The sequence below is a fragment of the Amycolatopsis sp. QT-25 genome, assembly GCF_029369745.1.
GTDB lineage: Bacteria > Actinomycetota > Actinomycetes > Mycobacteriales > Pseudonocardiaceae > Amycolatopsis.
Genome location: NZ_CP120210.1, coordinates 3455013 through 3480391 on the forward strand (window position 1 = coordinate 3455013; position 25379 = coordinate 3480391).

General features: G+C 70.0%; 16 protein-coding genes and 1 pseudogene. 13 read left to right on the forward strand and 4 right to left on the reverse strand.

What is annotated here, in order from left to right:
- Nucleotides 1-211: 211 nt before the first annotated feature.
- Nucleotides 212-568, reverse strand: coding sequence for a hypothetical protein (locus tag P3102_RS16015; protein ID WP_276370133.1), 357 nt, complete (start codon nucleotides 566-568; stop codon nucleotides 212-214).
- A 337-nt stretch (nucleotides 569-905) separates the two neighbouring features.
- On the opposite strand from P3102_RS16015, the gene P3102_RS16020 reads away from it, so the two are divergent.
- Entirely contained in the window at nucleotides 906-1859 is a 954-nt protein-coding gene (locus P3102_RS16020) for a chlorophyllase (protein WP_276370134.1), read from the forward strand.
- A gap of 183 nt (nucleotides 1860-2042) precedes the next feature.
- On the opposite strand, the gene P3102_RS16025 is transcribed toward P3102_RS16020, so the two are convergent.
- Nucleotides 2043-2438 (reverse strand): ATP-binding protein, encoded by a 396-nt coding sequence (locus P3102_RS16025; RefSeq protein WP_276370136.1) that lies wholly within the window; start codon nucleotides 2436-2438, stop codon nucleotides 2043-2045.
- A gap of 76 nt (nucleotides 2439-2514) precedes the next feature.
- Nucleotides 2515-2940 carry a Rid family hydrolase gene (locus tag P3102_RS16030; RefSeq protein WP_276370137.1) on the reverse strand — a complete coding sequence of 142 codons (426 nt, stop codon included), beginning with the start codon at nucleotides 2938-2940 and terminating at the stop codon, nucleotides 2515-2517.
- 92 nt (nucleotides 2941-3032) lie between these two features.
- Here P3102_RS16030 and P3102_RS16035 point away from each other — a divergent pair, with 92 nt between their 5' ends.
- Both P3102_RS16035 and P3102_RS16040 read left to right on the forward strand, forming a co-directional pair.
- Nucleotides 3033-3509 (forward strand): MarR family transcriptional regulator, encoded by a 477-nt coding sequence (locus tag P3102_RS16035; RefSeq protein ID WP_276370139.1) that lies wholly within the window; start codon nucleotides 3033-3035, stop codon nucleotides 3507-3509.
- A 741-nt stretch (nucleotides 3510-4250) separates the two neighbouring features.
- Complete coding sequence (locus P3102_RS16040; RefSeq protein WP_346660183.1) at nucleotides 4251-6125, forward strand: Calx-beta domain-containing protein; 1875 nt, start codon at nucleotides 4251-4253, stop codon at nucleotides 6123-6125.
- A 66-nt stretch (nucleotides 6126-6191) separates the two neighbouring features.
- Here the strand turns inward: P3102_RS16040 and bla are convergent, their stop codons facing one another.
- Entirely contained in the window at nucleotides 6192-7112 is a 921-nt protein-coding gene (gene bla / locus P3102_RS16045; RefSeq protein ID WP_276370142.1) for a class A beta-lactamase, read from the reverse strand.
- Between the two features lie 101 nt (nucleotides 7113-7213).
- On the opposite strand from bla, the pseudogene P3102_RS16050 reads away from it, so the two are divergent.
- From P3102_RS16050 to P3102_RS16095, 10 genes and pseudogenes are all read left to right on the forward strand, one after another.
- Nucleotides 7214-8094 (forward strand): annotated as a pseudogene (locus P3102_RS16050) (LysR family transcriptional regulator).
- Nucleotides 8067-8981 carry a serine hydrolase gene (locus tag P3102_RS16055; RefSeq protein ID WP_276370144.1) on the forward strand — a complete coding sequence of 305 codons (915 nt, stop codon included), beginning with the start codon at nucleotides 8067-8069 and terminating at the stop codon, nucleotides 8979-8981. Before P3102_RS16050 ends, P3102_RS16055 begins: the two are co-directional and overlap by 28 nt.
- Before the next feature lie 87 nt (nucleotides 8982-9068).
- Nucleotides 9069-10022, forward strand: coding sequence for a polyphosphate kinase 2 (gene ppk2 / locus P3102_RS16060; RefSeq protein ID WP_276371198.1), 954 nt, complete (start codon nucleotides 9069-9071; stop codon nucleotides 10020-10022).
- A gap of 240 nt (nucleotides 10023-10262) precedes the next feature.
- Nucleotides 10263-12071, forward strand: coding sequence for an alpha/beta hydrolase (locus P3102_RS16065; RefSeq protein ID WP_276370145.1), 1809 nt, complete (start codon nucleotides 10263-10265; stop codon nucleotides 12069-12071).
- 312 nt (nucleotides 12072-12383) lie between these two features.
- Nucleotides 12384-13790: an MFS transporter gene (locus P3102_RS16070; RefSeq protein WP_276370147.1), complete on the forward strand. Its 1407-nt coding sequence runs from the start codon at nucleotides 12384-12386 to the stop codon at nucleotides 13788-13790.
- A 169-nt stretch (nucleotides 13791-13959) separates the two neighbouring features.
- On the forward strand, nucleotides 13960-15720 hold the full coding sequence (locus tag P3102_RS16075) for a fatty acyl-AMP ligase (RefSeq protein WP_276370148.1): 1761 nt from the start codon (nucleotides 13960-13962) through the stop codon (nucleotides 15718-15720).
- Nucleotides 15717-22154 carry a type I polyketide synthase gene (locus P3102_RS16080; RefSeq protein WP_276370150.1) on the forward strand — a complete coding sequence of 2146 codons (6438 nt, stop codon included), beginning with the start codon at nucleotides 15717-15719 and terminating at the stop codon, nucleotides 22152-22154. Before P3102_RS16075 ends, P3102_RS16080 begins: the two co-directional genes overlap by 4 nt.
- Complete coding sequence (locus tag P3102_RS16085; RefSeq protein WP_276370152.1) at nucleotides 22151-23734, forward strand: acyl-CoA carboxylase subunit beta; 1584 nt, start codon at nucleotides 22151-22153, stop codon at nucleotides 23732-23734. The genes P3102_RS16080 and P3102_RS16085 overlap by 4 nt, the downstream gene beginning before the upstream one ends.
- A gap of 13 nt (nucleotides 23735-23747) precedes the next feature.
- Nucleotides 23748-24725, forward strand: coding sequence for an alpha/beta hydrolase family protein (locus tag P3102_RS16090; protein ID WP_276370153.1), 978 nt, complete (start codon nucleotides 23748-23750; stop codon nucleotides 24723-24725).
- A gap of 318 nt (nucleotides 24726-25043) precedes the next feature.
- Nucleotides 25044-25307 carry a hypothetical protein gene (locus P3102_RS16095; RefSeq protein WP_276370155.1) on the forward strand — a complete coding sequence of 88 codons (264 nt, stop codon included), beginning with the start codon at nucleotides 25044-25046 and terminating at the stop codon, nucleotides 25305-25307.
- The last annotated feature ends 72 nt before the right edge of the window (nucleotides 25308-25379 follow it).

The following is a 25379-nucleotide window of genomic DNA, read 5'->3' on the forward strand; positions in this document are numbered from 1 at the left end:
TAGCGACTAAAGACGGGAGAAGGCCGTTCCGGACCTGGCCTTTCGGCACCACAGTGCCGATGGCACCGATGTGTCAGGGAAAGCGGCGGACGTGGCGGTCCGGCGCCCGGGTGGGGACTTCGTGGCCCGAGGAAGGTCCCTTCAGGACAGAAAGGTTTTCGAAGCCGGGCGCACCACCCGGGTCATTCCGGAATTGCGCTCTGTCTCGTGCTCATCGACGACGGCGCTTCCGGGACGGTGTGGGATCGAGCAGTTCCTCGGCGAGGAGAATGGCCCGGTCCGACAGCGTGCTGGACAGCCGTTCCACCGACTCTCCGATTCGGCCCGCTTCCCGGCGCACGCCCTCGCCCACCGGCTTGCTGTGCCGATCGGCGAGTCCGGCGAGCCTGCTCCCGGAGGCCAGCACCAGATCGGCGAGGCGCTCGCCGAGTTCGGTCAGCCGGTTCGCCGTCCTGCCCGCCCGCCGGGCCACGAGGTCCTCGGTCTCCCGCCGCAGCTCCCGGACTGCGGACCTCGACTCGGTTGTCGTCCCGGTGAGCGCGGACTTCAAGGTTTTTGTCACGTCCATCAGGAATCGACCTCCATGCGGCTTGCCTGGTTCGAGTGTACAGACGTACTCCGAATATGCGGAATACGTGGTTCGCATGCTGTTGCCGCAGAAAAGAGGAACGGAGAGTCGGTGAACAGTCGTAACCGGAAGCGCAGAGCTGACGGGCGGGTCCGTTCCGTCGCGCCGGGGAAGGCTGCCGAACGTGGTCGACCAGTCACACTACGTGCGAGAACTCTCCACCTGGAAGTCGCTCGCGTGACCTGCCCGAGGTTTGACAAAGCGGAACAATGCTCCGTATGTTTGCGGAGCAGCGCTCCGCTTAGCGTGGCGCCGTCACACGAAAGGAAAACCCGACATGAGCACCACGCCTGTCCTTTCGCTCGCTCCGGTGGTCCTGCCGACGCCGGATCGCGCCGTGGACCTGCAACTTCGGATCTCCGCACCGACGAGCGGAAACGAGCTGCCGGTCGTCCTGCTGTCCCACGGCCAAGGCCCGTCGAACCATCTCTCGTCGCTGAACGGCTACGCCCCGCTCGTGAACTACTGGGCGGCGCACGGCTTCGTCGTCATCCAGCCCACGCATCTGAGCTCGCGGACACTGAACCTGCCCTCCGGCGATCCGGAAGCACCGCTGTACCAACGGTCCAGGGCCGTGGACATGAGCCGGATCCTCGATCGGCTCGACGAGATCGAGGGCGCCGTTCCCTCGCTGCGCGGCCGGCTGGACCGGGACAGGATCGCCGTGGCCGGGCATTCGATGGGCGGGCACACCGCGAGCCTTCTGCTGGGCGCCCGCTACACCGACCCCCACAGCGGTACGGAGGTCGACGTCGCCGAACCCCGGATCTCGGCAGGCGTCCTGCTCGCCGCGCCCGGCCGCGGTGGTGACGCCGTCACCGAATTCGTGGCCGAGAACCATCCCTTCTTCCTCAGCGCCGACTTCTCCGCGATGACGACGCCCGCGCTCGTCGTCGCCGGGGACAAGGACGCCTCCACCCACCTGACGGTTCGCGGTCCGGACTGGCACACCGACCCGTACTTCCTCGCGCCGGGCCGCAAGACGCTGCTCACCTTGTTCGACGCGGAGCACGGGCTCGGTGGGGTGTCCGGCTACGACGTCGCCGAGACGACGGACGAGAACCTCGATCGCGTGGCCGCGGTGCAGCGCCTCACCTGGGCGTACTTGCGCTCCGAGCTCTACCCGGGAGAGGGCGCCTGGCAAGTGGCGTGCGAGGAGCTGGCCGCGGTGCCGGATCCGCTCGGCCGGGTCGAGGCGAAGGAGGTCGACACACCGCCGGCCCGACGGTGAGGGTTTCCGTCCTCGCGCTCAGGAAAGCGGCCGGTCCGCGGACACCTTAGTGTGAGGTGACGGGCGGCGATGCTGAAGCCGATCACCGGTTTCGGATCGGCGCGGGCGAACGTGATCACCCGGCACCGACGCGATCAGAGCACGATGTGCGGTGCGCGGCGAACTTGCCACCACAGGATCGTGTCAGAGCACCGGGATCTCCGCCCACACCGTTTTGTATCCGGCGCCGGTGTTCACGCCCCACCGGCTGCTGATCGCCTCGACCAGCGCCAGCCCTCGCCCGTGGGGGCTGGCCGGATCCTGTTTGGCCACGCGGTGCGGCCGCAGGAGCGGGCGGTGGTCATCGACCTCCACGCGCACGACGTCCCTGTTCGAGGGCAGGGAGACCCTGAGTTCGCGGACGCCGTTCGCGTGTTCGTGCGCGTTGGTGACCAGTTCGGTGGTCAGCAGTTCGGTGTCCGCGATGGTCGAGCGACCGACCCCGCCGAGCTGCTCTCGCAGCCAGGCCCGCACCTTTCCCAAAGGCGGGGCGATACCGGCGGGGAATTCGTAAGCCTGCCTTGTTCCCGTGATACCCACGCGTGTCTCCTTAGCGGGTTTCCCAGCTTGGCCAAGAGCATGGGTGCAGTGTGGGAGTACCCAAGGAGAGTGACGTTCACACGCGGGACCGTCCGGCGACCGCGGTGACCCTGATCTCGACCCGCATTCCCGGCGCACCGAGAGCGGGGACGCCGATCGCCGTCCAGATCGGTGCGCGGTCGCCCAGGTGCTCGCGGAACTGCTCGACCATCACGCGGTTGTGGACCTCGCCGAGGAAACCCGGCGTCTCCGGGACGTGGTACGAGTGCACGGCGATCACCTCATGCCAGGTGGCGCCCGCGGTGGCGAGGGTCCGTCCGACGTTCCCGAAGGCCCGGACGATCTCCTCTTCCAGGTCCTCGGGAAAGTTCAGGTCGTCGTCCCAGCCGCCTTGTCCCGAGATCTCGATGCGATCGCCGACGCGCACCGCCTGGCTGTAGCGCATCTCGGCGAGTTGCCGGTCACCGTATCCGGGAGTGGCGAAGAACTCCGGCTGGGGCATGGCGGATCCTCTCGTTGACTTCATGCTTGAAGTCAACGTAGCACGATTTGACTTCACGTGTGAAGTCGGCAGGTGCTGGGTAAGGTTTCGCCATGGCCACCCCGGACCCGGACGAAGCACTGTGGCTGACCCCTGCCGAAAAGGAGGCATGGACCGGACTGGTCTCTTTGGTCCTCCTGCTGCCGGGACGGCTGGAGTCACCGTTGCAGCACGACGCCGGGCTGACCTTGTTCGAATATCTGACCCTCAGCCATATTTCCGAGGCCCCGGAGCGGCGCCTGCGGATGAGCGAACTGGCCTACCTCGCGAACGGCTCGCTCTCGCGCCTGTCCAATGTGGTCAAACGCTTCGAACAACGAGGCTGGGTGAACCGGACCCCTGACCCGAGTGACGGCCGGTACACCCTCGCCGTGCTCACGGACGACGGCTACGACGTCGTGGCCGCGGCGGCGCCCACGCACGTCCGTTCGGTGCGGGATCTCGTCCTCGACCCCTTGACCCCGGAGGATCAGCAGGCGCTTGCCCGGATCGCCGCCAAACTACGGACGCGGCCGGTCGATCTCGCTTAGGCCGGCCCGTCGAGACGGTCGAATGTATCTTGTGCTCGTGTTCCGCGCCCCTGATCCGCTGACGGGGTTCATTCCACGCGAAGAGGGAAACTGTCGTGTTCGAGAAAATTTTCGTCGTTCTGTAGGTGTTTTCGATGTCGCGGGAACCGCGCACGCCAGGTCATGCAGTGGCTCGACGGTGACGAATCGGATCCCCATCGCGTACGGGAATGGGGAATTCGGGGCGGCGAAGGGGATTCCTTGTTCGACATCGGCATGGGAGTGGGCGCGGACCGGCAACAACAACGACTGGCTCTTCGCGGACAACGGCCGACGGCGAAGCGAACATCGGCCTCGCTATTCGGAATCCCCATGACAGGCGGAAAATCTCCCACACGGTGACCGGGCGCCACGGCGGATCCCGATGTCTCACCGCGGTGTCGATCGACGGGGCGACGTTACGACATTCGGTGAATATTCGCCGATGAGTACCGGATGGATTCGGGTTTCGAACGACGAGGCGATCACGGAAAACACGACAATCTTCGGCGCTTTCGTGCAGTAGAGTGAATCGTGCCGAAGATCCTTGGGCTGGACGGCGTAACGCGGACATGGTCTGCGTAGCCCGGATTCCCGGTAACAGCCCGTTGAGCGTCTTGACATGGAGCGTTCGGGGCGCGCGTTAACGAAACGCGGAGATTTCCGTCTTCACAGGAAGCCCACAGGAATTCCGGCTCCGGCCGGGTCTCGAAAGGGAAATCCATGTCACGAAGACCATTGTCAGTCGTTCTGACCGCCGTCACGGCGATGCTCGCGTCCACCGCGGTCGCCGCCGCGGCCCCGCCGGGAGTCGATCCGGCCACGGTCGACCTCACCCTCGACGCGGGGCAGAGCACGACCGTGACCAAGAACGTGACGACCTCGGCGGTACCGCCGAATCCTGATCTGGTCCTGCTCGCGGACACCACGGGCAGCATGGGCGGGCCGATCGGCAACGTGCGGGCGAACGCCGGTGCCATCACCGGCGACGTGCTCGCCGCACAGCCGACCGCGCAGTTCGGCGTCGCCGAGTACAAGGACTTCACTGATTCGGTGCCCTTCAAGGTCAACCAGGGCATCACCGGGGACACGACCGCGGTGCAGGCGGGGATCAACCAGTGGGTGGCCTCGGGCGGCGGGGACACCCCGGAGGCGAACCTGAACGCCCTCTACCAGCTGGCCACCGGCGCGGTCGCCTTCCGGCCGGACGGCACCCGCATCGTCGCCTGGTTCGGTGACGCGCCCTCGCACGATCCGAGCGGCGGGCACACGCTGGCCCAGACCATCGCGGCGCTCCAGGCGGCGAAGATCCGCGTGGTCGCCGTCAACGTCGGCAACCTCGACGCCACGGGACAGGCCACCGCCATCACCTCGGCCACGGGCGGTGTCCTGCTGAACAACGTCCCGGCCGGTCAGGTCTCCCAGGCCATCCTGGACGGCATCAAGTCCATCGAGGTCACCGTGACCCCGAAGGTGACCAGTTGCGACCCGCAGCTCACGGTCACCAACGATCCCGGTAGCGTCACGGTGGCCAGCGGCGAGGTCGCCACGTTCACCGAGACGATCGCGGCCTCGGCCGGAGCCGCTCCCGGCACCTACCAGTGTGTCGTCGACTACCAGGTCGACGGCGTTTCGCGGGGGTACGTCGAGACCACGACCGTGCGCGTGCTCGGGTTGAGCATCGACGACGTGACGGTCGCCGAGGGCTCCGGGGGAGCGCAGGTGCCGGCGACGTTCACGGTGTCCCTGCTCGGCGGTCCCAGCCCGAATCCGGTGACGGTCCAGTACGCGACGGCGAACGGCACCGCGACGGCGCCCGCCGACTACGCGGCGGCGAACGGGACGGTCACGTTCGCACCGGGACAGACGGCCAGACCGGTGACGGTCCTGGTCGACCCGGACACCGTCGACGAACCGAACGAGACGTTCACGGTGCACCTCTCGGCCCCGTCGGGCGCCGGTCTCCTCGACGCGACCGGGGTCGGCACGATCGTCGACGACGACCGTGACGGCGTCTTCTCCTGCACGGGTACCGCGGCGAACGTCCTCGGCGTGACCGCGGCCCAGGCCAATCCGGCGAACCTGCCCTGCGCCGACGACAGCAGCACCGTCGCCGCCGCGACGCTGAACGCCGGCCTGATCAAGGTGGAGACCAAGGTGCTGACCGCGTCGACCGACCTCACGCCGGACGACCAGTCGGCGGCTCCGGCCGCGGGCGATCGCGCGCTGGCGTCGGCCAGGATCGACAAGACGGTGATCAGCACGCTCGGGCTGACCGTCGAACTCGGCGTGATCCAGTCGCAGGCCACGGCGACCTGTCAGCCTTCGCCGGGAGGGCTCGCCCCGGTCCTGGCGGGCAGTTCGAACGTCGCCTCGCTGAAGATCAACGGCGAGTCGATCACGGTGGGCTCGGCACCGCTGACCATTCCGCTGGTCATCGGGTCGCTGAAGCTCAACGGCCAGACCATGGCCAACGGTGTCGTGAAGCAGCAGGCCGTCGCGCTGGACACCGTGCTGACGAAGATCGTGCTCGCGGAGTCGCAGGCCGACCTGCACGGAACCTCGGCGCATCCGGCGGGAAACCCCTGCCGCCGCTGAGCCGGTGAATCCCCGCCGGGGCGGACGGATCCTCGTCCGCTCCGGCGGGACAGGCCGTTCGGTGGCTCAGGAGAGAGCTTCGACCACGGCCGCGGTGGCTTGCGCGAGGAGCTTGTTGTCGATCTTCGCGTCCTTGTCGGCCCGGTCGGTCAGGATCGAGATGACGATCGGCGCCCGGTTCGGCGGCCAGACGACGCCGATGTCGTTGCGCGTCCCGTAGGAAGCCGTACCGGTCTTGTCGGCGACCGGCCAGCCGGGGACGCCTGCCCGGATGTTCTGGTCGCCGGTGGTGCTGGCCCGCATCATGTCGACCAGGATCTTGCGCTTGTCCTCGGGGAGCGCGTCGCCGAGGGCGAAGGCGCGCAGGCTCACGGCCAGAGCGCGGGGTGTGCTGGTGTCCCGCGGGTCGCCGGGCGCGGTGTCGTTGAGCTCGGGTTCGATCCGGTCGGCGTGGCTCGTGGTGTCGCCGATGCCGCGCAACACCGCGTTGAGACCTTCGGGGCCGCCGAGTTCGCGGAAGAGCAGATTGCCGCCGGTGTTGTCGCTGTACCGGAGGGTCGCGTCCATGACGGCGCGCAGCGGCATGCCCGTCGCCACGTGTTTTTCCGTGACCGGCGAATTGACGACCAGATCCTCGGGGTCGTAGGTCACCGTGCGATCGAGATCGGCGATCGACGTCCGCTGAAGGACGCCGCCTGCGCTGAACACCTTGTGCGTCGAGGCATAGGCGAACCGTTCGTCGGCGCGGAAGGCGACCTCGCGGCCGTTCGCGGTGTCCACCGCGTACACCCCGAGTCGGGCCCCGAAGCCACGTTCGAGCTGCTCGAACTCGGCTCGGTCGGCCGGACTGACCGGACTGACCGGACTGACCGCAGGGGCCGACGGAGCCGGAGTGGCGGCGGGCGGCTGCGCGGGAGCGGAACACGCGGCGAGGGACACGACCGAAAGCGCCAGTAGCGCGGCCCAGCGGCGAGAAGTGACGGACACGGTGATTCCTTTCAAGATCGTTCGATGCCCGCAGTCTGTCCAGCCCCGGTCATACTGTCCAAGACACGAATGGTCTTTTTCATGCTTGATTCGCATAGTATGTGGTCGTGGACCTGATCGGCAGTTGCCGGGCGTTCGTGAGCGTGAGTGAGGCCGGGACCTTCACCGCCGGAGCCGCGATCGCCCGCATCCCCCAGCCGGTGGCGAGCCGCCGGATCGCCGCGCTGGAACGGCATTTCGGCGAGCGGCTGTTCGACCGCTCCACCCGGCGCGCCCGGCTCACCCCGTTCGGCCGGGACATGCTGCCCTCGGCGAAACGGCTGGTGACCCTGGCCGACGCCATGGAGCACGACGCGCGGCGCGCCAAACTGCGGCCGCTGCGGCTGGCGATGCCGGAGACCTGCACCGTCCGCGAACTCGCCGAACTCGACGCCGCGGCGCGAGCGCTCGACGTCTTCCTGGAGTTCCGGCAGGCCCCGCCGAGGGAACGGGCGGAACTCGTGCGTACCCAGGAGGTGCGCGCGGCGCTCACGGTCGTCCCCGCCGAAGAGGGCGTGTGGAAGGTGCCGCTCGGCCTGGCGGGCAGAGGCAGGCCGCGGGCGGGGGCCCTGTATCTGGAAACACTGCGGGTCGGCCGGTCCGGCCGCGCGCCTCGCCGGGTGTGGCTCCAGCCCGAGGACGACGTGCCGCCCATCCGCGACCGCCTGTTCCGGATCCGCGACTCGGTGGGGCTGCGGCCCGCGCAGGTGTCCGTCGCCGATTCGCTCACCGCGGCCGCGGCGGCCGCGTTCGGTTCGGACGATCTGCTGCTGTGCTCGCCCGCGCAGGCCGCCGACTCGGCTTGGCCTGGCAGCCGCTCGGGGAGATCCGGCTCGCGCGCGGATTCGAGATCACGGCGGGGCTCGGCGAGGACGCGCAGCGGATCCGGGCACGCTTGTGGTCGGACATCGCCCGATGTCTCGGCGCGGAGGAGACGACGTGAACACCGAAACGCTGCGCACCGAACTGGACGACGGCGGCCTGCGAGGTTCGTTCCTGGTGCGCGATCTCCGGACCGGACACGAGATCGGCATCGATCCCGACCTGGAGTTCCCGAGCGCGTCGCTGGTGAAGATCCCGCTCGCCGCGGCGACCCTGGAGCGGATCCGCCGGGGCGAACTGGACGGTGCGGCGCGGATCGACGTCCAGCCGGGACGGGCCACCGCACCGGGGCCGACCGGCCTGGCCCGGTTCCGGCATCCGGCCACGGTGGCGATCGACGACCTGCTCTATCTGGCCATGGCCATCAGCGACGAGACCGCGGCGGACACCCTCTTCGCGCTGACACCGCCCGCCGAGGTCACCAGGATGACGCGCGAATGGGGCGTTTCCGGGATCACCGCGCGGCATCCGGCCGCGGACTTCAGCGACACCCCCGCCGAACGGTTCGACCCCACGGACGTGCACCTCGCGCACGCGCTCGCGATCAACGCGGGCACCGCCGGGCAGGGTCATCCCGTTCCGCAGCTCGACGTCACGCGCGCGAGTTCCGGTTCGGCCCGCGCGTTCGTGCACCTGCTCGAAGCGTTGTGGAAACCGTCCGAAGTGGACGCCGAGGTGGCGGCACGGGTGCGCGAACTCATGGGGCTCAACCTGCTGCGACAGCGGCTGAGCCCCGATTTCGTCTCCGACGCCACGAGATGGTCGTCGAAGACGGGCACGGTGCTGAACCTGCGGCACGAGGTCGGCGTGGTCGAACACGCCGCCGGCGGGATGTACGCGATCGCCGCACTGACCGCGTCCCGGGTGCCGGCGGCGATCCAGCCGGAGGCCGAAGTGCTGATGGCCCGCGTGGCGCGGGCCCTGCGCGACCACTTGCGGGAAGGGTGACACGGTGCGGTGGCCGACGCGCTCCGTTTACGCAACGGCCGGCGTGGGTATCAGCGGCGCGTGCTCGACCACTCGCACTTCCCGGAACTGAGAGACCAGCGGCTCGTCGTCGACTACGAAGATGCCGACGATCCGGTCCTGCTCCGCCCCGACGGATCGCCGATCGACACCTGGCGGGAGAACTACCCGTACACGACGCGAATGTCGCGCGAGGAATACGAGGTCGTGAAGCGGTCGCTGCAGATCGAGCTGCTGAAACTGCAGTACTGGATCAAGGACACCGGCGGGCGCATGGCGATCCTGTTCGAAGGACGCGACGCGGCGGGCAAGGGTGGCACCATCAAACGGTTCACCGAACACCTCAACCCGCGCGGCGCGAGAGTGGTGGCGCTGAGCAAGCCCACCGAGCGCGAGCAGGGGGAATGGTACTTCCAGCGCTACGTCAACCACCTGCCCACCGAGGGTGAGATCGTGCTGTTCGACCGATCCTGGTACAACCGCGCCGGCGTCGAACGGGTGATGGGCTACTGCACGGACGAACAGTACGAACGCTTCATGCGGCAGGCGCCGACGTTCGAGCAGATGCTCGTCGACGACGGGATCATTCTCGTCAAATTCTGGTTCTCGGTGTCGAAATCCGAGCAGCGCACCCGGTTCCTCATCCGGCAGGTCGACCCGGTCCGGCAGTGGAAACTGAGTCCCAACGACATCAAGTCGCTCGACCGCTGGGACGGCTACACCGAAGCGAAGGTCGCGATGTTCCGCTCCACCGACACGGAGGTCGCACCGTGGACGGTGGTCAAGAGCAACGACAAGAAACGAGCGCGTGTCGAGGCGATGCGCAGCGTCCTCGCCCGGGTGGCCTACGCGGACAAGGACGAGGAGGCCGTCGGCGAGCCGGATCTGAAGGTGGTCGGCGCCGCGGCGACCCTGCTGGAGGAGGGTGAGGACGAGACGTCGCTCAGCCCGACCCCGATCGCGCCGTCGCCGGAGCCCGATCACGGCCCGGGCCTGCATCCGGAAGTGAGTCGTGAGGAGTAGCTGACACCTGGACCGAGCCGGCGTTTTCGCGTGATCGATCGGACGGTACGGGTGATCCTGCGGACGACACGCGTGTCTGAATGGACGACACGCGTGCCGGCAGGCTTAATTTGGTCCTGGCTGACCGCGTGATGTCGAGATCCCGCCATGTCGGGTATCCGCCATCCTCCGGCCGTGTGGGAAACCTGATCGCCCGTCTTCGCTTCGAGTACGGACGTCGGGGGCTTTGTCGAAAGGATCATGGTGATCGGTAGTACGAAAGAGCCGCGGAGAGCCGCCGTGGCCGTGGCCGCCGGTGCGCTCCTGGCCTCGGGCCTGGTGCCGGTTCCCGCCGCGGGTGCGGCTCCCGCGGCCAAGGCCGACCCGGACACCGCGGCGCTCGCCGGCGCGCTGAGCAAGCAGGCCGTGGCCTGGGGTGAGTGCTCGTTCCCCTCCGTCGCGCCGGCGACGGAAGCCGCGCTCAAGAAGGTCAAGGGCCTCGCGTGCGCCACCATCCAGGTGCCGCGTGACTGGCACGACCCGCAGGACGGCAACACCATCGGCGTCCGCGTCTCCAAGACCGCGACCGCCTACCCCGGCACCGGCAGACAGGGCATCGCGCTGGTCAACCCCGGCGGCCCCGGTGGCAAGGGCCTGCCGTGGGGCGCCGCGATGGCGTTGCGCAGCCCCGTGCTGGCCTCGCAGTACGACTTCGTCGGTTTCGATCCCCGCGGCGTCGGCCTGAGCACCCCGTTGAGCTGTAGCTACACCGTCCCGGACAGCACGGATCAGAACGTGATCAGCCGGGCGAAGGTCGAAAGCTGCCTGAAGAACCCGCTGACGAAGTTCATCACCACCGAGCAGACCGCGTACGACATGGACTTCATCCGGGTGCTGCTCGGGGAGAAGAAGACCAGCTACATCGGCTACTCGTACGGCACGTGGCTGGGCACCTGGTACGCCACCACGTTCCCGTCCAAGGCGCACCGGTTCCTGCTCGACTCCTCGACCGACGCGAGCCGCTCGACGCTGGAGAAGACCTGGGACCTCCAGCCGCGCAGCCGGGACCGCCAGTTCCAGGAGGCGCTGCTGCCGTACATGGCGCGGAACGACGCCAAGTACAAGACGGGCACCGACCCGCTCGAGATCCGCCGCGACTGGGAGAAGGCGGGCGGCACCAGGGAATTCGCCGGCCTGCTCAACGCCGCGTGGTTCATCATCCCGGCGATGTACGACACCTCCCAGTACCCGTCGGCGGCGTCCATGGTGGCCGCGCTGGTGAAGGGGCCGGCGCCCACCGGGACCGACGCGGAGAAGCTCGAGCAGGTTGTCGCCAAGGCGCTGACCACCCCGGGTCTGACCGACGCGAACAAGGCGTTCTTGACCAAGGCGAAGGGCAACGCGCTGGAGGCCATCGCGAAGAAGGACTCGGTCGAGCGCAAGGCTTCCTACCAGGGCGGCGCCGAGGTCGAGACCTGGGACGCGGCGTTCGAGGCGATCCGTTGCCAGGACGGCCAGTGGAACCAGAACCTGCACTACTGGAACCGCTGGCAGGCCGACCTGACCGTGAACGCGCCGTTCATCGCGCCGCTCATGGCCCTCTCGGGCGCGCCGCTGTGCGCGTTCTGGCCCACCACCAACGCCAAGCCCGCGCCGGACGCCACGACGTTCCCCGATCTGCTGATCGCGCAGGCCGAACTCGACGCGGCCACGCCGTACGAAGGCGCGCTCGCCACCGCGAACGGCCTGCCGGGCGCCAAGATGATCAGTGTCGACAACGAAGGCAGCCACGGGATCTTCCCGTACGACACAGACTGCGTCGACGACCCGATCGTCGCCTACTTCCAGACCGGGCTCACGCCGAAGAAGAAGTTCACCGGCTGCCAGGGGCTGCCCCTGCCGGGTGAGGACAAGACGGCCGAGATCGGCGGTCACCTCGGGCACGACGGGAAGATCAAGATCAAGATGATCACCGCCGAGGTGCGCAAGGCGAACGAGATCGTCCGTGAGCTGCTCGAAGGCACCGCGACCCTGGCGGCCGACGAAACGGGGATGCCCGCCAACACGTAGTCCTCGAAAGCGTCGAACAGAGGCTTCCGCGAGCACGACACAGCTCGCGGAAGCCTCTTCGGCTGCTGTAATCGCGTTTCCGTGGCACGGGCACAAAGGCCGAGGGCGGAAATTGTCACGTGCGAACGGGGTCGCTTTCCGTGGGTGGTAAGGGTGGTCGGTACGCGACTGCGATTTCGCGTGTCGTCCGCCGGATCACGCGTGTCGTCCACTCGGTCACGCGAGACGGCCGGTCGGGCGGGGTTGGCGTCACGGTCGTCCCTGGGGGACTCGCCTTCACGGACCGGTGAGATCTCCCCGGGAGGAGGGAAAATGGGCCCGACGCTCCTCATGATCGCGTTAGGGGCGTTCGTCACCACCCTCGACAACACGATCGTCGCGGCGGGCGCGCCGTCGATCGCCCGCGATCTCGGCCTCGATCTGCCCACGCTGCAATGGGTGAGCATCGGGTACATGCTCCCGTTCGCCGGGCTGCTGCCGGTGGCGGGCACGGTGGTGGACCGCTGGGGTCAGGCCGCGACGCTGCGGGCCGGGCTGCTCGCGTTCGGGGTCGGCGCGGTGGCCGGTGGACTGGCCACGACGGCGTGGCTCGTCCTCTCCGCGCGGGTTCTGCAGGGTGCCGCCGCGGCGTTCCTGGTCCCGGCCCTGCTCAGCCTCCTGCGGACCAATCTCGACGCGCGAGGGCGGGCGGTCGGGGCGACGGTGTGGACCGCCTCTCTCGCGGCCGCGCTCGCGCTCGGTCCGACATTCGGCGGTGTGCTGAGCGAATACTGGGGCTGGGGCTGGATCTTCTTCGTCAACCTCCCGTTCGTGGCGGCGATGCTGCTGCTCTCGCGGACGGTCGCCCTCGTGGGCCGCGATCCGGCGGCCGGGCGGCCTGCCGTGCTGTCCATGCTGGTGGTGACCGCGGGGATGGTCCTGATCACCGCCGCCGTGGTGGAGTTGGGTGACGGGCGAGCGCTGCTGCCCGCGGTGTTCGGCGCCGCGGGAACGGGGTGCGCGATCTGGTTCGTGGTCAGGGAAAGACGCGGGCGCGAACGGCTGGTACCGGCGGGGCTGACCGGTCAGCGGGTCTTCGCCGGCGCGCTGACCGTGCAGTTGCTGTGGGGACTGGGCGTTTCCGGCGTCTTCTTCTTCACGCCGTTGCTGCACCAGGAATTCCTCGGACTCGGACCGCTGCACGCCGGGTTGCCGCTGGTCGTGGTGGCGGTGGCGGTCGTCGCCGCGACGCCGCTGGTGCCGTGGGCCGTGCCCCGGTTCGGTCCACATCGGACTGTCGCGGTGGGGCTGGCGACGGTGGCCGCGGGACTGCTGGCGATCGCCGCGGTCGACCACGTGCCGCAAGTGCTTCCGCGGCTGCCCGGATTGGTGCTGATCGGTGCCGGGTCGGCGCTGACCACACCGTTGACCTCGTACGCGCTGGAGATCGTGGCGGAGCGGCACGCGGGCACCGCCTCCGGACTGCTCACCGCGTCCCGTGAACTGTCGAGCGCGCTGGGCGTCGCGCTGATCGGCGCCGTGCTGGCGATGGTCCGCACGGCCCGGCTCGACGAGGGCGCCGCGTCCGCGCTGGCGAGTGGCTACACGGCTGGTCTGCTCACGGCGGCGGGACTGCAACTCGCCGGCGCGCTCCTCGCGCTCCGGTTGCTGAACCCCCGGCCGCGCCGAAGTTCGTCCCGAAGTGACAAGCGGGGTGCCCCCTTTCTCACTTCCCGGTGAGCACGTCGGCATCACCGTCGGCGTTTCACCGTCCTTTCATTGACACTCTTCCTGCGGTATCCATACAGTTCCGGACAGACAAAGAACGGTCTCCGGAATGGAATCCGCTTTCGGCAACGGTGCCGTTCCGAATTCACCCGCTCCTGCTCACGTCGTCAACCGAGGGGCCATGGAAACCATTTCGGATTCGGTCGTCGCCGCCTACGAGCCGGACGACGCGCGCGGCGGGGAATCGTTCGCGACACTGCTGAGGTACTGGGCGTGGCGGCTCGGCGACGAGGTCGCCGTGACCTATCTCGACCATCGCACCGGAGCGGACGGCCGGGCGGTCACCCTGTCCTGGCGCGAACTCGACGACCGGGTCGACGTCCTCGCCACCCGGCTGACCTCCTTCACCGCCCCCGGCGACAGGGCGGCGATCCTGGCTCGGCAGTCCGTCGACTACGTCGTCGCCTTCCTCGGCGCGATCCGTGCCGGGCTGGTGGCGGTCCCGCTGTTCGCCCCGGACCTGCCGGGGCACGCGGGAAGGCTGGCCGCCGTGCTGGCCGACTGCGCGCCGCGGGTCGTGCTCACGACCGCCGACGGGCTCGACACCGCCGCCGCTTTCCTCGCCTCGACGGACATCGAGCGCCCCGCCGTGCTCGCCGTCGACACCCCGACTCCGGTCGCGGCCGGTGATCGTTCCTGGCCGCGACCGGAACCAGACGGACTGGCGTACCTGCAGTACACGTCCGGTTCCACGCGGACGCCGGCAGGGGTGATGCTGACCCATCGCAACGCGCTCACCAACGCCCGCCAGGCCTGCGACGCCTACTCGATCGAAACCGGGACGACCTCCACCGTCAGCTGGCTGCCGCTCTTCCACGACATGGGCCTGATCCTCGGGATCGGCGCGCCGATGGCGGCGGGCGTGGCGTCGGTCCTGATGGATCCGCTCGCTTTCCTCGAACGGCCGTCACGCTGGTTGCGCGCCCTCTCCGCCAGCCCCGGCGCGATCAGCGCGGCGCCCAATTTCGCCTACGCCTACAGCGCTTCCCGGGTGACCGAGGACGAAAAGAGCTACCTCGAACTGAGCCGGGTCGTCTCGTTGATCAACGGCAGCGAGCCGGTCCTGCCCGCGACCATCGCGAAGTTCCACGGCGCTTTCGCGGAGTGCGGGCTGCGGCCCGAGGTGCATCGTTCCTCCTACGGGCTGGCCGAAGCCACCGTGTTCGTCTCCGTCACCGAAGCGGGCAAGGCCCCGCGACAGGTCGCTTTCGACCGCGAGCGGCTCGCCGCCGGGCTGGCGGCGCCCGCCCTCCCCGGCGCGGTGTCCACCACGCTCGTCTCCTGCGGGTGTCCGGTGGGACAACGAGTCCGCATCGCCGACCCGGTCACCGGGGCGCTCGTCGAGCCGGGACGGGTGGGGGAGATCCAGGTCAACGGCCCGAACGTCGGCGTGGGCTACTGGGGAAGGCCCGCCGCGTCCGACGATGTCTTCGGCCTGCCGCCGATCGATCCGGAGTCCGGTGCGGGCTGGCTCGCGACCGGGGACCTCGGTGTGCGTTACGACGGCGAACTGTTCATGACAGGAAGGCTCAAAGACCTCGTCATCGTCGACGGCCGTAACCACTATCCGCAGGACATCGAACAGACCGTGGAGACGCATCCCGCGGTCCGGCCGCATTCCGCCGCGGCGTTCGCGATCGAGCACGAAGACGGTGAAGCAGCGGTCGTGGTGGTGGAACGAGTCAAGGGCGCGGACGTCGACATCGCCGTGGTGACCGCGGAGATCCGGAGGGCGGTCTCGGCCGCGCATGGTCTGCGACCCCACGACGTCGTCTTCCTGGCCCCCGGTGAAGTCCCGCGCACCTCCAGCGGCAAGATCAGCCGAGCCCTCTGCCGGAAGTCCTTTCTGGACGGTTCGCTGACCGCGCGGCGGCTCGGGTGACCGCGGAGATCCGCGCCTGGCTCGTCGCGCGGGTCGCGGAACGGACCGGGCTGCCCGCCGGCCAGGTCGACCCGGACCGCCCGTTGCACGAGAGCGGCCTTTCCTCCCGGGAGTCGATGGAACTGGCGGGGGAGCTGGGCCGCCACCTCGGCCGTCCGCTGCCGCCGACCCTGGTGTGGCAGTACCCGACGATCGCCGCTCTCGCCGCCCGTCTGTCCACAGTGGAAAGCTCCCCGATCGAGAGCGGTGAAGTCCGCGAGGAGGAGCCGATCGCGATCGTCGGTGTCGGCTGCCGCCTGCCGGGCGGGGCGGACTCCCCGGAGCGATACTGGCGGCTCCTGGACGACGGCCGTGACGGCATCCGCGAGGTCCCGGAAGATCGCCGGGACACCGCCGCGCGTGGCGGTTTTCTCGACGACATCGCCGGTTTCGACGCCGCGTTCTTCGGCATCACCCCGGGTGAGGCCGAAACCATGGATCCCCAGCAGCGGATGCTGCTCGAAGTCGCCTGGGCGGCGCTGGAACACGCCGGGATCCCGCCGTCCACCTTGCGGGGCACCCGGACCGGGGTGTTCGTCGGGTTGTCGGCGGGCGAGTACGGCCACCTGACGATGGCCGACCCCGCGACCGTCGACGTCTGGTCCGCCACCGGGGCCGCGACGAGCATCGCCGCCAACCGGCTTTCGTACCTGTTCGACCTGCGCGGGCCCAGTCTCACCCTCGACACCGCCTGCTCGTCCTCGCTGGTGGCGGTGCATCAGGCGGTGCAGAGCCTGCGCCGCGGCGAGTGTGGGACCGCGCTCGCCGCCGGGGTGAATGTGCTGCTCTCGCCCGCCGTCACCGCGTCCTTCGAGCGTGCCGGGGTGCTGGCCCCGGATGGACACTGCAAGCCGTTCGACGCCGACGCGGACGGCATCGCCCGCGGTGAGGGCTGCGGCGTGGTCGTGCTCAGGCCGCTGAAGGCCGCCCGCCGCGCGGGCGACCGGGTCCTCGCCGTGATCCGCGGCAGTGCGGTCAATTCCGACGGCCGGTCCAACGGTCTCGTCGCGCCCAGCCCCGGCGCGCAGGCCGACCTGTTGCGTGACGCGTACGCGGCGGCCGGCGTCGAACCGTCCTCCGTGGACTACGTGGAGGCGCACGGGACCGGGACCGCGGTGGGGGACCCGATCGAGGCCGTCGCGCTCGGCGAGGTGCTCGGAGCGGGCCGCGAACCCGGACGGCCGCTCCTGATCGGCTCGGTGAAGGGGAATCTGGGCCATCTCGAGGGCGCGGCGGGGATGGCGGGGCTGATCAAGGTGGTCCTCGCGATGGTCCACCGGCGGCTGCCGCCGACCCCGCATCATCACGCGCCCAGCCCGCATGTCGATTTCGCCGGTCTCGGCCTCCGGGTGGTCGGTGCCGGAACGGACTGGCCGCGGTACGCCGAAGTCGTGCGGGCCGGGGTCTCCGCGTTCGGCTTCGGGGGCACCAACGCCCACGTCGTCCTCGAAGAGTGGCCCGCCGCGTCGTTCCCCGCTCGCGGGACGCACACCGAAGACCCTCGGGTGGTGGCGCTGTCGGCCCGGTCGCCCGAAGTGCTCCGGGCGCGTGCCGCCGATCTGGCCGATTGGCTCGAAGACCCCGCCCATCGCGCGGTGTCGCTGGACGCGGTCGCCGCGACGCTGGCCAGGGGCCGGGACCATCTGCCGGTCCGCGGCGCGGTGGTGGCCGGGGAACGCGGCCGGGCGGCCGCCGCACTGCGGGAACTGGCCGCCGGCCGCGACGGCGGGGACGTCGTCGTCGGCGAGGCCGGTCCCGCGTCCGACGTCGTGTTCGTCTTCTCCGGTTACGGTTCCCAGTGGCCCGGGATGGGCCGTCTTCTGCTGCGCACCGAATCCGCGTTCCGCGCCGAGGTGGAGGCGCTCGATCCGGTGTTCCTCGCCGAAGCGGGATTCTCCCTGCGCGCGGTCCTCTCCGGGGAGCGGGACCTGCCGGACCTCGCCGCGACGCAGCTCGCGTTGTTCGGTATGCACCTCGCCCTCGCCGGGCTCTGGCGTGCGCATGGCGTCGTCCCGGCCGCGGTCGTCGGCCATTCGATGGGCGAGGTCGCGGCCGCCGTCGTCGCGGGGGCACTGGACGTCGCCGAGGGCCTGCGGGTGATGACCACGCGCGCCCGGTTGCTCGCCGAGGTCGACGCGTCCGGCGACGGTGCGATGGCGGTGGTCGAACTGTCCCCGGCCGAGCTCGCCGAGCTGGAAGCGGAGTTCCCCGGCGTCACCGTGGCGGTGTACGCCTCGCCGGTCCAGTGCACCGTCAGTGGCGGCGCCGGGCAGGTCGAGGCGCTGGTGTCGCACGTGGAGAGTCTCGGCAGGCTGGCGAAGCGGCTGCCGGTCGGAGGTGCCGGCCATTCGGAGGCCGTCGACGCCGTCCTCGGCCGGTTCCGCGCCGAGCTCGACGGGCTCTCCCCGCGACCGGCGGTGATTCCCTGTTACAGCAGCGTTCTCGAGAATCCACAGTGGTCACCGGTGTTCGACGTCGAATACTGGGCGGCGAATCTGCGCCGTCCGGTGCGGTTCAGCCAGGCGCTGGCAGCGGCGACCGCGGACGGGTACGGCGTGTTCGTCGAGATCTCGCCGCATCCGATGGCGCTGGCCGCGATCGAACAGAGCACCGGCGCGCTCGCGCTGCCGTCGGCGAGCCGCAGGATCGACGAACGGACGGCGTTCCTGACCACGCTCGCCCGGCTCCACACCCTCGGGCTGCCCGGGGTGCTCGACCGCGGTGGCCCCCGCCCGCTCCCGGTCGAGCTGCCCGGACCGCGCTGGCGGCATGAACGGTTCTGGCCGCGGCGCCCCGCCCCCCGGCCCCGATCCGATGGCGAGCACCCGTTGCTGGGCGTGCACATCGAACAGCCGACCGGCGACGGGCACCTGTGGCGCGCGGACGTCGGGACGACGGCACAGCCGTGGCTGGCCGACCACGCGGCGATGGGTGTCCCGCTGTTCCCCGCCGCCGGTTTCCTGGAACTGGCGCTCGCGGCGGCGAAGACCACGCTGCGGCCGGGCGGGCGACTACGCATCAGCGGTCTCGAACTGCACCGCGTGCTCCCGCTCGCCGCGCACACCGAGGTGACGACCAGTCTGCGCACGGGATCCGGACTGTCCGAAGTGGACATCTACGCGCGGTCCGCGGACGGGGGCTGGGTCCGGCACGCCGCCGCCCGCGTCGGCGACGGGAACACCGCGGTCGTGCCGTTCGGCGCGGTCGGTGACGACGCCCGGCCGGTCGACCTCTACCCGGTGCTGGCCGCGGCCGGACAGAGCTACGGCCCCGCTTTCCGCGGGCTCCGGGAGGTTCTGGCGGCGCAGGGCCGCGCTTCGGCGAGAATCACGCTGCCCACCGACCATCCCGCGTACGTCCTGCACCCGGTGATCGCCGACGCCTGCCTGCACGCGCTGGCCGCGGCCGCCGGGGACGCGCTGCGCGAGGCCGACGGCGTCTTCCTGCCGCTGACCTTGGGCGAGATCGTCCTCGCCGGTGATCCCCGGCGCGGTGTCCGGGTCGACGCCGTGCTGGACTCGCTCGATCCGGCCGGTGACGGCCTGGTCGGCGGCGTCCAGCTGGTCGACGCCGACGACGTCGTCCTGGTCGAGTTCCGCGACGTCTACTGCCGCCGGTTCCAGCGTTCGGCACTGCCGGTGCCGATGGCGGACCTGCTGTTCGAGACGGTCTGGCGGCAGGCCGGGCCCCCGGCGGCGAAACCGGGGCCGCGCAGCTGGGTGGTCCTGGAGGACGGTTCGCCGTGGGGGCCGGCGTTGCGCGAACGACTCGCCGGGGACGAACTGGTGACGGTTCCGCTCGGGGATCGGGCCGCGCTCGCGGAGATTCTGCGTTCCCGCGACGTGACCGGAGTCCTCGCGTGGGTCCCCACCGCGGCCGTGTCCGACCCGATGCGAGCCGCGCGGGGTGTCGCCATGCTCTCCGGCGTCGTCGCCGAGCTGGCCGACGCGGCGTCCGCACCACGGTTGTGGCTGATCAGCGCCGGTGCCTCGGCCGTCGAGCCCGGCGAACGCGGTGATCCGGGGCAGGGGTGGCTGCGAGGGCTGGTCCGTGTGCTCGCTTTCGAACACCCCGAGCTGCGAGCGAGCCAGGTCGACTTCGACGCCGGGCCGGACCCGGCGCGGTCGTGGGTCGCCGGGCTGGCGGCGGAGCTCCGCGCGGACGCGCCGGACGACGAGATCGCCTGGCGGGAGGGCGTCCGGTACACGCGGCTGCTGGCCCGTCCGGAACTCGGGGAAGCCGGCCGCGAAACCGTGGTGCGCGACGGCGCCTACGTGATCACCGGTGGTCTCGGCGGCCTCGGACTCGTCGCGGCGGAGTGGCTGGCCGGGCGCGGCGCGACCAGGCTGGTCCTTTCCGGGCGCCGTGGCGCGAGCCCCGCCGTCTTGGCGGACCTGCGTGAAGTGGGCGTGGACGTCCGCGTGGTGACGGGTGACATCGCCGAGCCGGGGACGGCCGAAGCGCTGGTCGCCGCCGCCACCGAAGGCGGTATGCCGTTGCGTGGCGTACTGCACGCGGCCGGTGTGCTGGCCGACGGTGCCGCCATCGCCGTCGACGAGGATGCCGTCGAGGCCGTCTGGCGCGGGAAGGCGCTGGGAGCGTGGCGATTGCACGAGGCCACGACCGGACACGAACTCGACTGGTGGCTGACGTACTCCTCGGCGGCCGCGTTGTTCGGCTCGCCGGGGCAGGCCGCCTACGCGACCGCGAACGCCTGGGTGGACGCCCTCGTCGAGTGGCGCCGGGCCGGCGGATCACCGGCGGCGACCATCGGCTGGGGAGCCTGGGGCGAGGCGGGAGCGGCGGTCGGGACCCGGAACCCGGTACTCGAACCGCTCGGCACGGACGAGGCGCTGGCGGCGATGGACGCCGTGCTGAGCCGTGACCGCGGATCGACCGGCATCGCCCGCGTCGACGCCGGGACCGTGCTGGCGCTGTTCCCGCGTCTGGCCGCAAGGCCGTTCTTCGAGATCCTGGTGCCGAAGGAAGAATCGGATACCGCTCCGTCCACCTGGGACGGATTGGACGCGCTGCGGGCGGTCCTGCCGGAAGCGGCCCGCGAGATGCTGGCCGACTATCTCGCCGGCCTCGTCGCCGGGATGCTCGGCCTCGCCGCGGACGAGATCGACCGGCACGTCCCGCTCACCCGGCTCGGCCTGGACTCCCTCACCGCCATGCGCGCCAGGGGTGTCGTCGACCGCGATTTCGGCCTGCCGCTGCCCATTCCGTTGCTGTTGCGCGGTGCCAGCCTCGGCGAGCTCGCCGACCACCTCGCGGAACAGGCCGGGTTCGGCGAGGGAGTCTCGCGGCCCGCCCGGCCGGACGTGACCGTCGGACCGCGCGATCCGGCCGAACGCTGGATCGCCCGGCACTGGCAGACGGAACTCGACGGTGCGGAACCCGGCGTCCACGACGACTTCTTCGCCGCGGGCGGCGACCACGAGGCGGCGAGCCGGCTGCGTGCGGTGTTCGCCGGGCAGCTCGGCGCGATCCCCGACGCCGACCGGCTCTTCGCCACGCCGACGATCGCCGCGATGGCCGATCTGCTGCGTGACCGGATCGAGGGCCGCGGGGACTGTCCCGTCCGGCCGCTGCGCGAAGGCGGCGTGGATCCGGTGTTCCTGTTCCATCCGGCGGGCGGTCCGACGAGCGTCTACGAGGGGCTCGTCCGCCTGTTGCCGGAGGGCAGGCCCGTCTACGGGCTCGAACGGATCGACGAAGAGGACACCGTCGAAGACAAGGCCGAGTGCTATCTCGAGCTGATCCGGGAGATCCAGCCGCAGGGCCCGTATCGGCTGGGCGGGTGGTCGTTCGGCGGCTGCCTCGCCTACGAGACCGCCCGCAGGCTGACCGCGGTGGGGGAGCGGGTCGATCTCGTGTTCCTGATCGACAGCATCCTTCCCTTGCCCGCGCCGGGGAGGCCGGCGGACGAGATCCTGCTGGACCGGTTCGACCGGTTCGCCGAGCACGTCGAACGGACCTACGGTGTCCCGCTGGACATCCCGCGCGAGGACCTCGTCCGGCTCGGTGACGACGAACAGATCCGGCTCGTGATCAGCAGGCTGGCCGCCCAGGTCCCGGAGATGGGACAGGGCGTGCTGCGGCACCAGTACGAATCCTATGTGGACGCCCGGGTCGCGGAACGCTACCAGCCGGGACCCTATGCGGGGCCGGTGCTCCTGGTGCGTGCGCAGGAGCCGCATCCGCTGACCACCGCCCTCGATCCGCGATACCTGCGGACCGACGACGCCCTCGGCTGGGACGTGTTCTGCCCGGATCTGGAAGTGGTGCGGGTGCCGGGTGATCACCTGTCGATGATCGACCCGCCACACGTCGAAGTGGTCGCCGCCGAGCTGTCCGCCCGGCTCTCGGCGCCGAGGGCGGCGAGACCATGACCGATATCCCGTTCGCGCCGACGACGGCGTTCCGGATCGCCGATCTCGCCGCCCGTCAGGACGAAGCCGTCCGGATCGCCGAGAAGCGGGCCGTCGACCGGCAGCACGCCAAGGGCAAGCTGACCGCGCGGGAGCGTGTCGAGCTGTTGCTGGACCCGGGTTCCTTCGTCGAACTCGACCAGTTCGCCCGGCACCGGTGCGCCGAGTTCGGGATGGACGCCAACCGGCCGTACGGCGACGGTGTGGTGACCGGGCACGGCACCGTCGACGGCAGGCAGATCTGCGTGTTCTCCCAGGACTTCACGGTCTTCGGCGGCAGCATGGGCGAAGTGTTCGGCGAGAAGGTCCTCAAGGTGATGGACCTGGCGATGACGCTGGGCTGCCCCGTCGTCGGGATCAACGACTCCGGCGGCGCCCGGATCCAGGAAGGCGTCGTCTCGCTGGCCTACTACGCCGAGCTCGGCAGGCGCAACGCGCTGGCCTCCGGCGTGATCCCGCAGCTCTCGCTGATCATGGGGCCCTGCGCCGGTGGGGCGGTCTACTCGCCGGCGATCACCGACTTCACCGTGATGGTCGACGAGACCGCGCACATGTTCGTCACCGGGCCGGACGTCGTGCACGCCGTCAGCGGCGAGCGGGTCACCGCCCAGCAGCTCGGCGGTGCCGCGGTGAACAGCGAGGTCTCGGGCAACGCCCACCACCGGGCGGCCGGCGAAGAGGACGCGATCGACTGGGTGCGAACGTTGCTCGGCTACCTGCCGTCCAACAACCTCGACGCCGTCCCGCAGTACGCCGACGAAACCGATCCCGGACTCACCGCCGCCGACCTCGAACTCGACCGGCTGGTGCCCGATTCGCTGAACCAGGTCTACGACATGACCGAGGTGATCGTCCGGCTCGTCGACGACGGCGACTTCCTGGAGGTGCACAGCGGCTTCGCGCCGAACATGATCTGCGCGTTCGGCCGGGTGCGGGGCCGCACCGTCGGTGTCGTGGCCAACCAGCCGCGGCATCAGGCCGGCGTGATCGACATCGACGCCTCGGAGAAGGCCGCACGGTTCGTGCGGTTCTGTGACGCCTTCACCATCCCGATCCTCACCCTCGCCGACGTCCCCGGCTACCTGCCCGGCGAGGCGCAGGAACGGCACGGGATCATCCGCCGTGGCGCCAAACTGATCTATGCCTACGCCGAAGCGACCGTGCCGAAGGTGACCGTGGTGATCCGCAAGGCCTACGGCGGCGGCTACGCGGTCATGGGGTCGAAGCACCTCGGCGCGGACGTCAACCTGGCCTGGCCCACCGCGGAGATCGCGGTGATGGGCGCCGAGGGCGCGGTGCGGGTGCTGCACCGGCACGAACTGGCCGCGCTGCCGCCGGAACAGCGCTCCGCCGAACAGCGGCGGCTCACCGAGGCGTACCGCGAACGGCATTCGAATCCCTACGTGGCAGCGGAACGCGGCTACGTCGACCAGGTCATCGCGCCGTCGCAGACCCGCCTGCAGGTGGCGCGGGCGCTGCACGCGCTGCGGACCAAACGGCAGACCCTCCCGGCCAAGAAGCACGGGAACATCCCCTTGTGAGCGAGGAGAAACGATGAAGCGAACGTGGCGGTGGGGTGCGCTGGCGCTGTGCTTGGCCGCCCTGCTCGGGAGCTCGGTCCCGGCGAGCGCGGCACCCACACCGGTCACCGCCGACAACGGCGCGAAGGTCGTCGAGGAGACGTGGCTGGACGCGCGCACCGTCGACCTCAAGATCAGTTCCCCCTCGCTCGGTACCACCGGGATGGTCCGCCTGCTCGTGCCCGCCGGCTGGGCCGCGCAACCCACGCGGACCTGGCCGGCGCTGTACCTGCTGCACGGCTGCTGTGAACCGGTGGACTACCGCTCCTGGGACCAGTTCACCGACGTCAAGGCGTTCACCGCGGACAAGGACGCCCTCGTGGTCATGCCGACCGGCGGGCCCGCGGGGATGTACACGAAGTGGTGGAACTTCGGGCTCAAGAGCACGCCGGACTGGGACACCTTCCACACCCTGGAAGTGCGGCAGATCGTCGAACGCGGCTACCGGGCGGGCACCCGCCGGGTGATCGCCGGGCTGTCGATCGGCGGATACGGCGCGCTCGCGTATTCGTACAAGCACCAGGGGATGTTCGCCGCGGCGGCGTCCTACAGCGGCGTGCCGAACACGCTCAGCCAGGGAGCCCCGCTGTTCATCCAAGGAATCCTCGCCCGTGCGGGGATCTTCAACTACCTCGAACTCTGGGGGGACAGCTGGGGCATGCGGCCGCTCTGGACGGCGAACAACCCGTTCGACCACGTCGGCGACCTGCGCGGCACGGCGCTCTACATCTCCTGCGGGAACGGGAAAACCGGCCCGCTCGATCCGCCGGGGCGGTCCGACATCTTCGAACCTCAGGCGCTGGCCTCCTCGGTGAGCTTCACGGACCGGTTGAAGGCCAAGGGGATCCCGGTGACCGTCGACTACTACGGCGACGGCACGCACAGCTGGCCGTACTGGCAGCGTGCGCTGCGCAACTCCTGGCCGGTACTGGCAGGTGGACTCGGCCTTTGACCGGGTCGTGAGCGGCGATTTGGGTTCGGCCCGAGGTGTCTTCGATATCTACCCGATCGCGTGTCCGTGAAGGCCTCCCAAGGGGGTCACGATCGGTGACTGTTTGCTTGCTGTTCGCTGTACGCTTGTGTGCATGGTCGAGGGGGATATCGGAGGCCACGAGGCTGTCGTGGCGGCGTGTGCCCAGGCGGTCCGATCTGGGAGACGAACACCGAGGAGTTCGAGCTGGTCTTCGCCCGGGCCACGGTGTGTGGTCGTCGGCCTGCTCGGCCAGGTGTCGAGGTAGTCGAGGTCGAAGGACGCGGGACGTGGACGTTCGTGTTCTCCACACCGCAACGGCTCGCCGCGCACTACGGAGACTGCGACCTGTACGCGACCACCGGTGCTGATCTTCTCGAACAGTTGCCGGTCGGCATCGGGGTGATGCTGGACCCGGACGACGACCACCGGATGCCCATTCTGAATCGAATGGTGCCACCCAAGGTTCTCGCAGCGGTCCGCCGCCGACATGAGCACCACTCCGGCAAAACCGGCGGCTTGGACGCCGTCTCGCACCTTGAACGGCGAGAGCGCGTGCGGTGAGCTGGGACGGACCAGGGTTCCATGTTGACATAGAGGTGCTGGAGGGCGCTGCGAAGGGAATCGCCCAAAGCG

Coding starts and splice junctions, on each gene's coding strand:
- P3102_RS16015 (WP_276370133.1), bottom strand. CDS start 568: ATGGACGTGACAAAAACCTTGAAGTCCGCGCTCACCGGGACGACAACC.
- P3102_RS16020 (WP_276370134.1), top strand. CDS start 906: ATGAGCACCACGCCTGTCCTTTCGCTCGCTCCGGTGGTCCTGCCGACG.
- P3102_RS16030 (WP_276370137.1), bottom strand. CDS start 2,940: ATGCCCCAGCCGGAGTTCTTCGCCACTCCCGGATACGGTGACCGGCAA.
- P3102_RS16035 (WP_276370139.1), top strand. CDS start 3,033: ATGGCCACCCCGGACCCGGACGAAGCACTGTGGCTGACCCCTGCCGAA.
- P3102_RS16040 (WP_346660183.1), top strand. CDS start 4,251: ATGTCACGAAGACCATTGTCAGTCGTTCTGACCGCCGTCACGGCGATG.
- P3102_RS16055 (WP_276370144.1), top strand. CDS start 8,067: ATGTCTCGGCGCGGAGGAGACGACGTGAACACCGAAACGCTGCGCACC.
- P3102_RS16065 (WP_276370145.1), top strand. CDS start 10,263: ATGGTGATCGGTAGTACGAAAGAGCCGCGGAGAGCCGCCGTGGCCGTG.
- P3102_RS16070 (WP_276370147.1), top strand. CDS start 12,384: ATGGGCCCGACGCTCCTCATGATCGCGTTAGGGGCGTTCGTCACCACC.
- P3102_RS16075 (WP_276370148.1), top strand. CDS start 13,960: ATGGAAACCATTTCGGATTCGGTCGTCGCCGCCTACGAGCCGGACGAC.
- P3102_RS16085 (WP_276370152.1), top strand. CDS start 22,151: ATGACCGATATCCCGTTCGCGCCGACGACGGCGTTCCGGATCGCCGAT.
- P3102_RS16090 (WP_276370153.1), top strand. CDS start 23,748: ATGAAGCGAACGTGGCGGTGGGGTGCGCTGGCGCTGTGCTTGGCCGCC.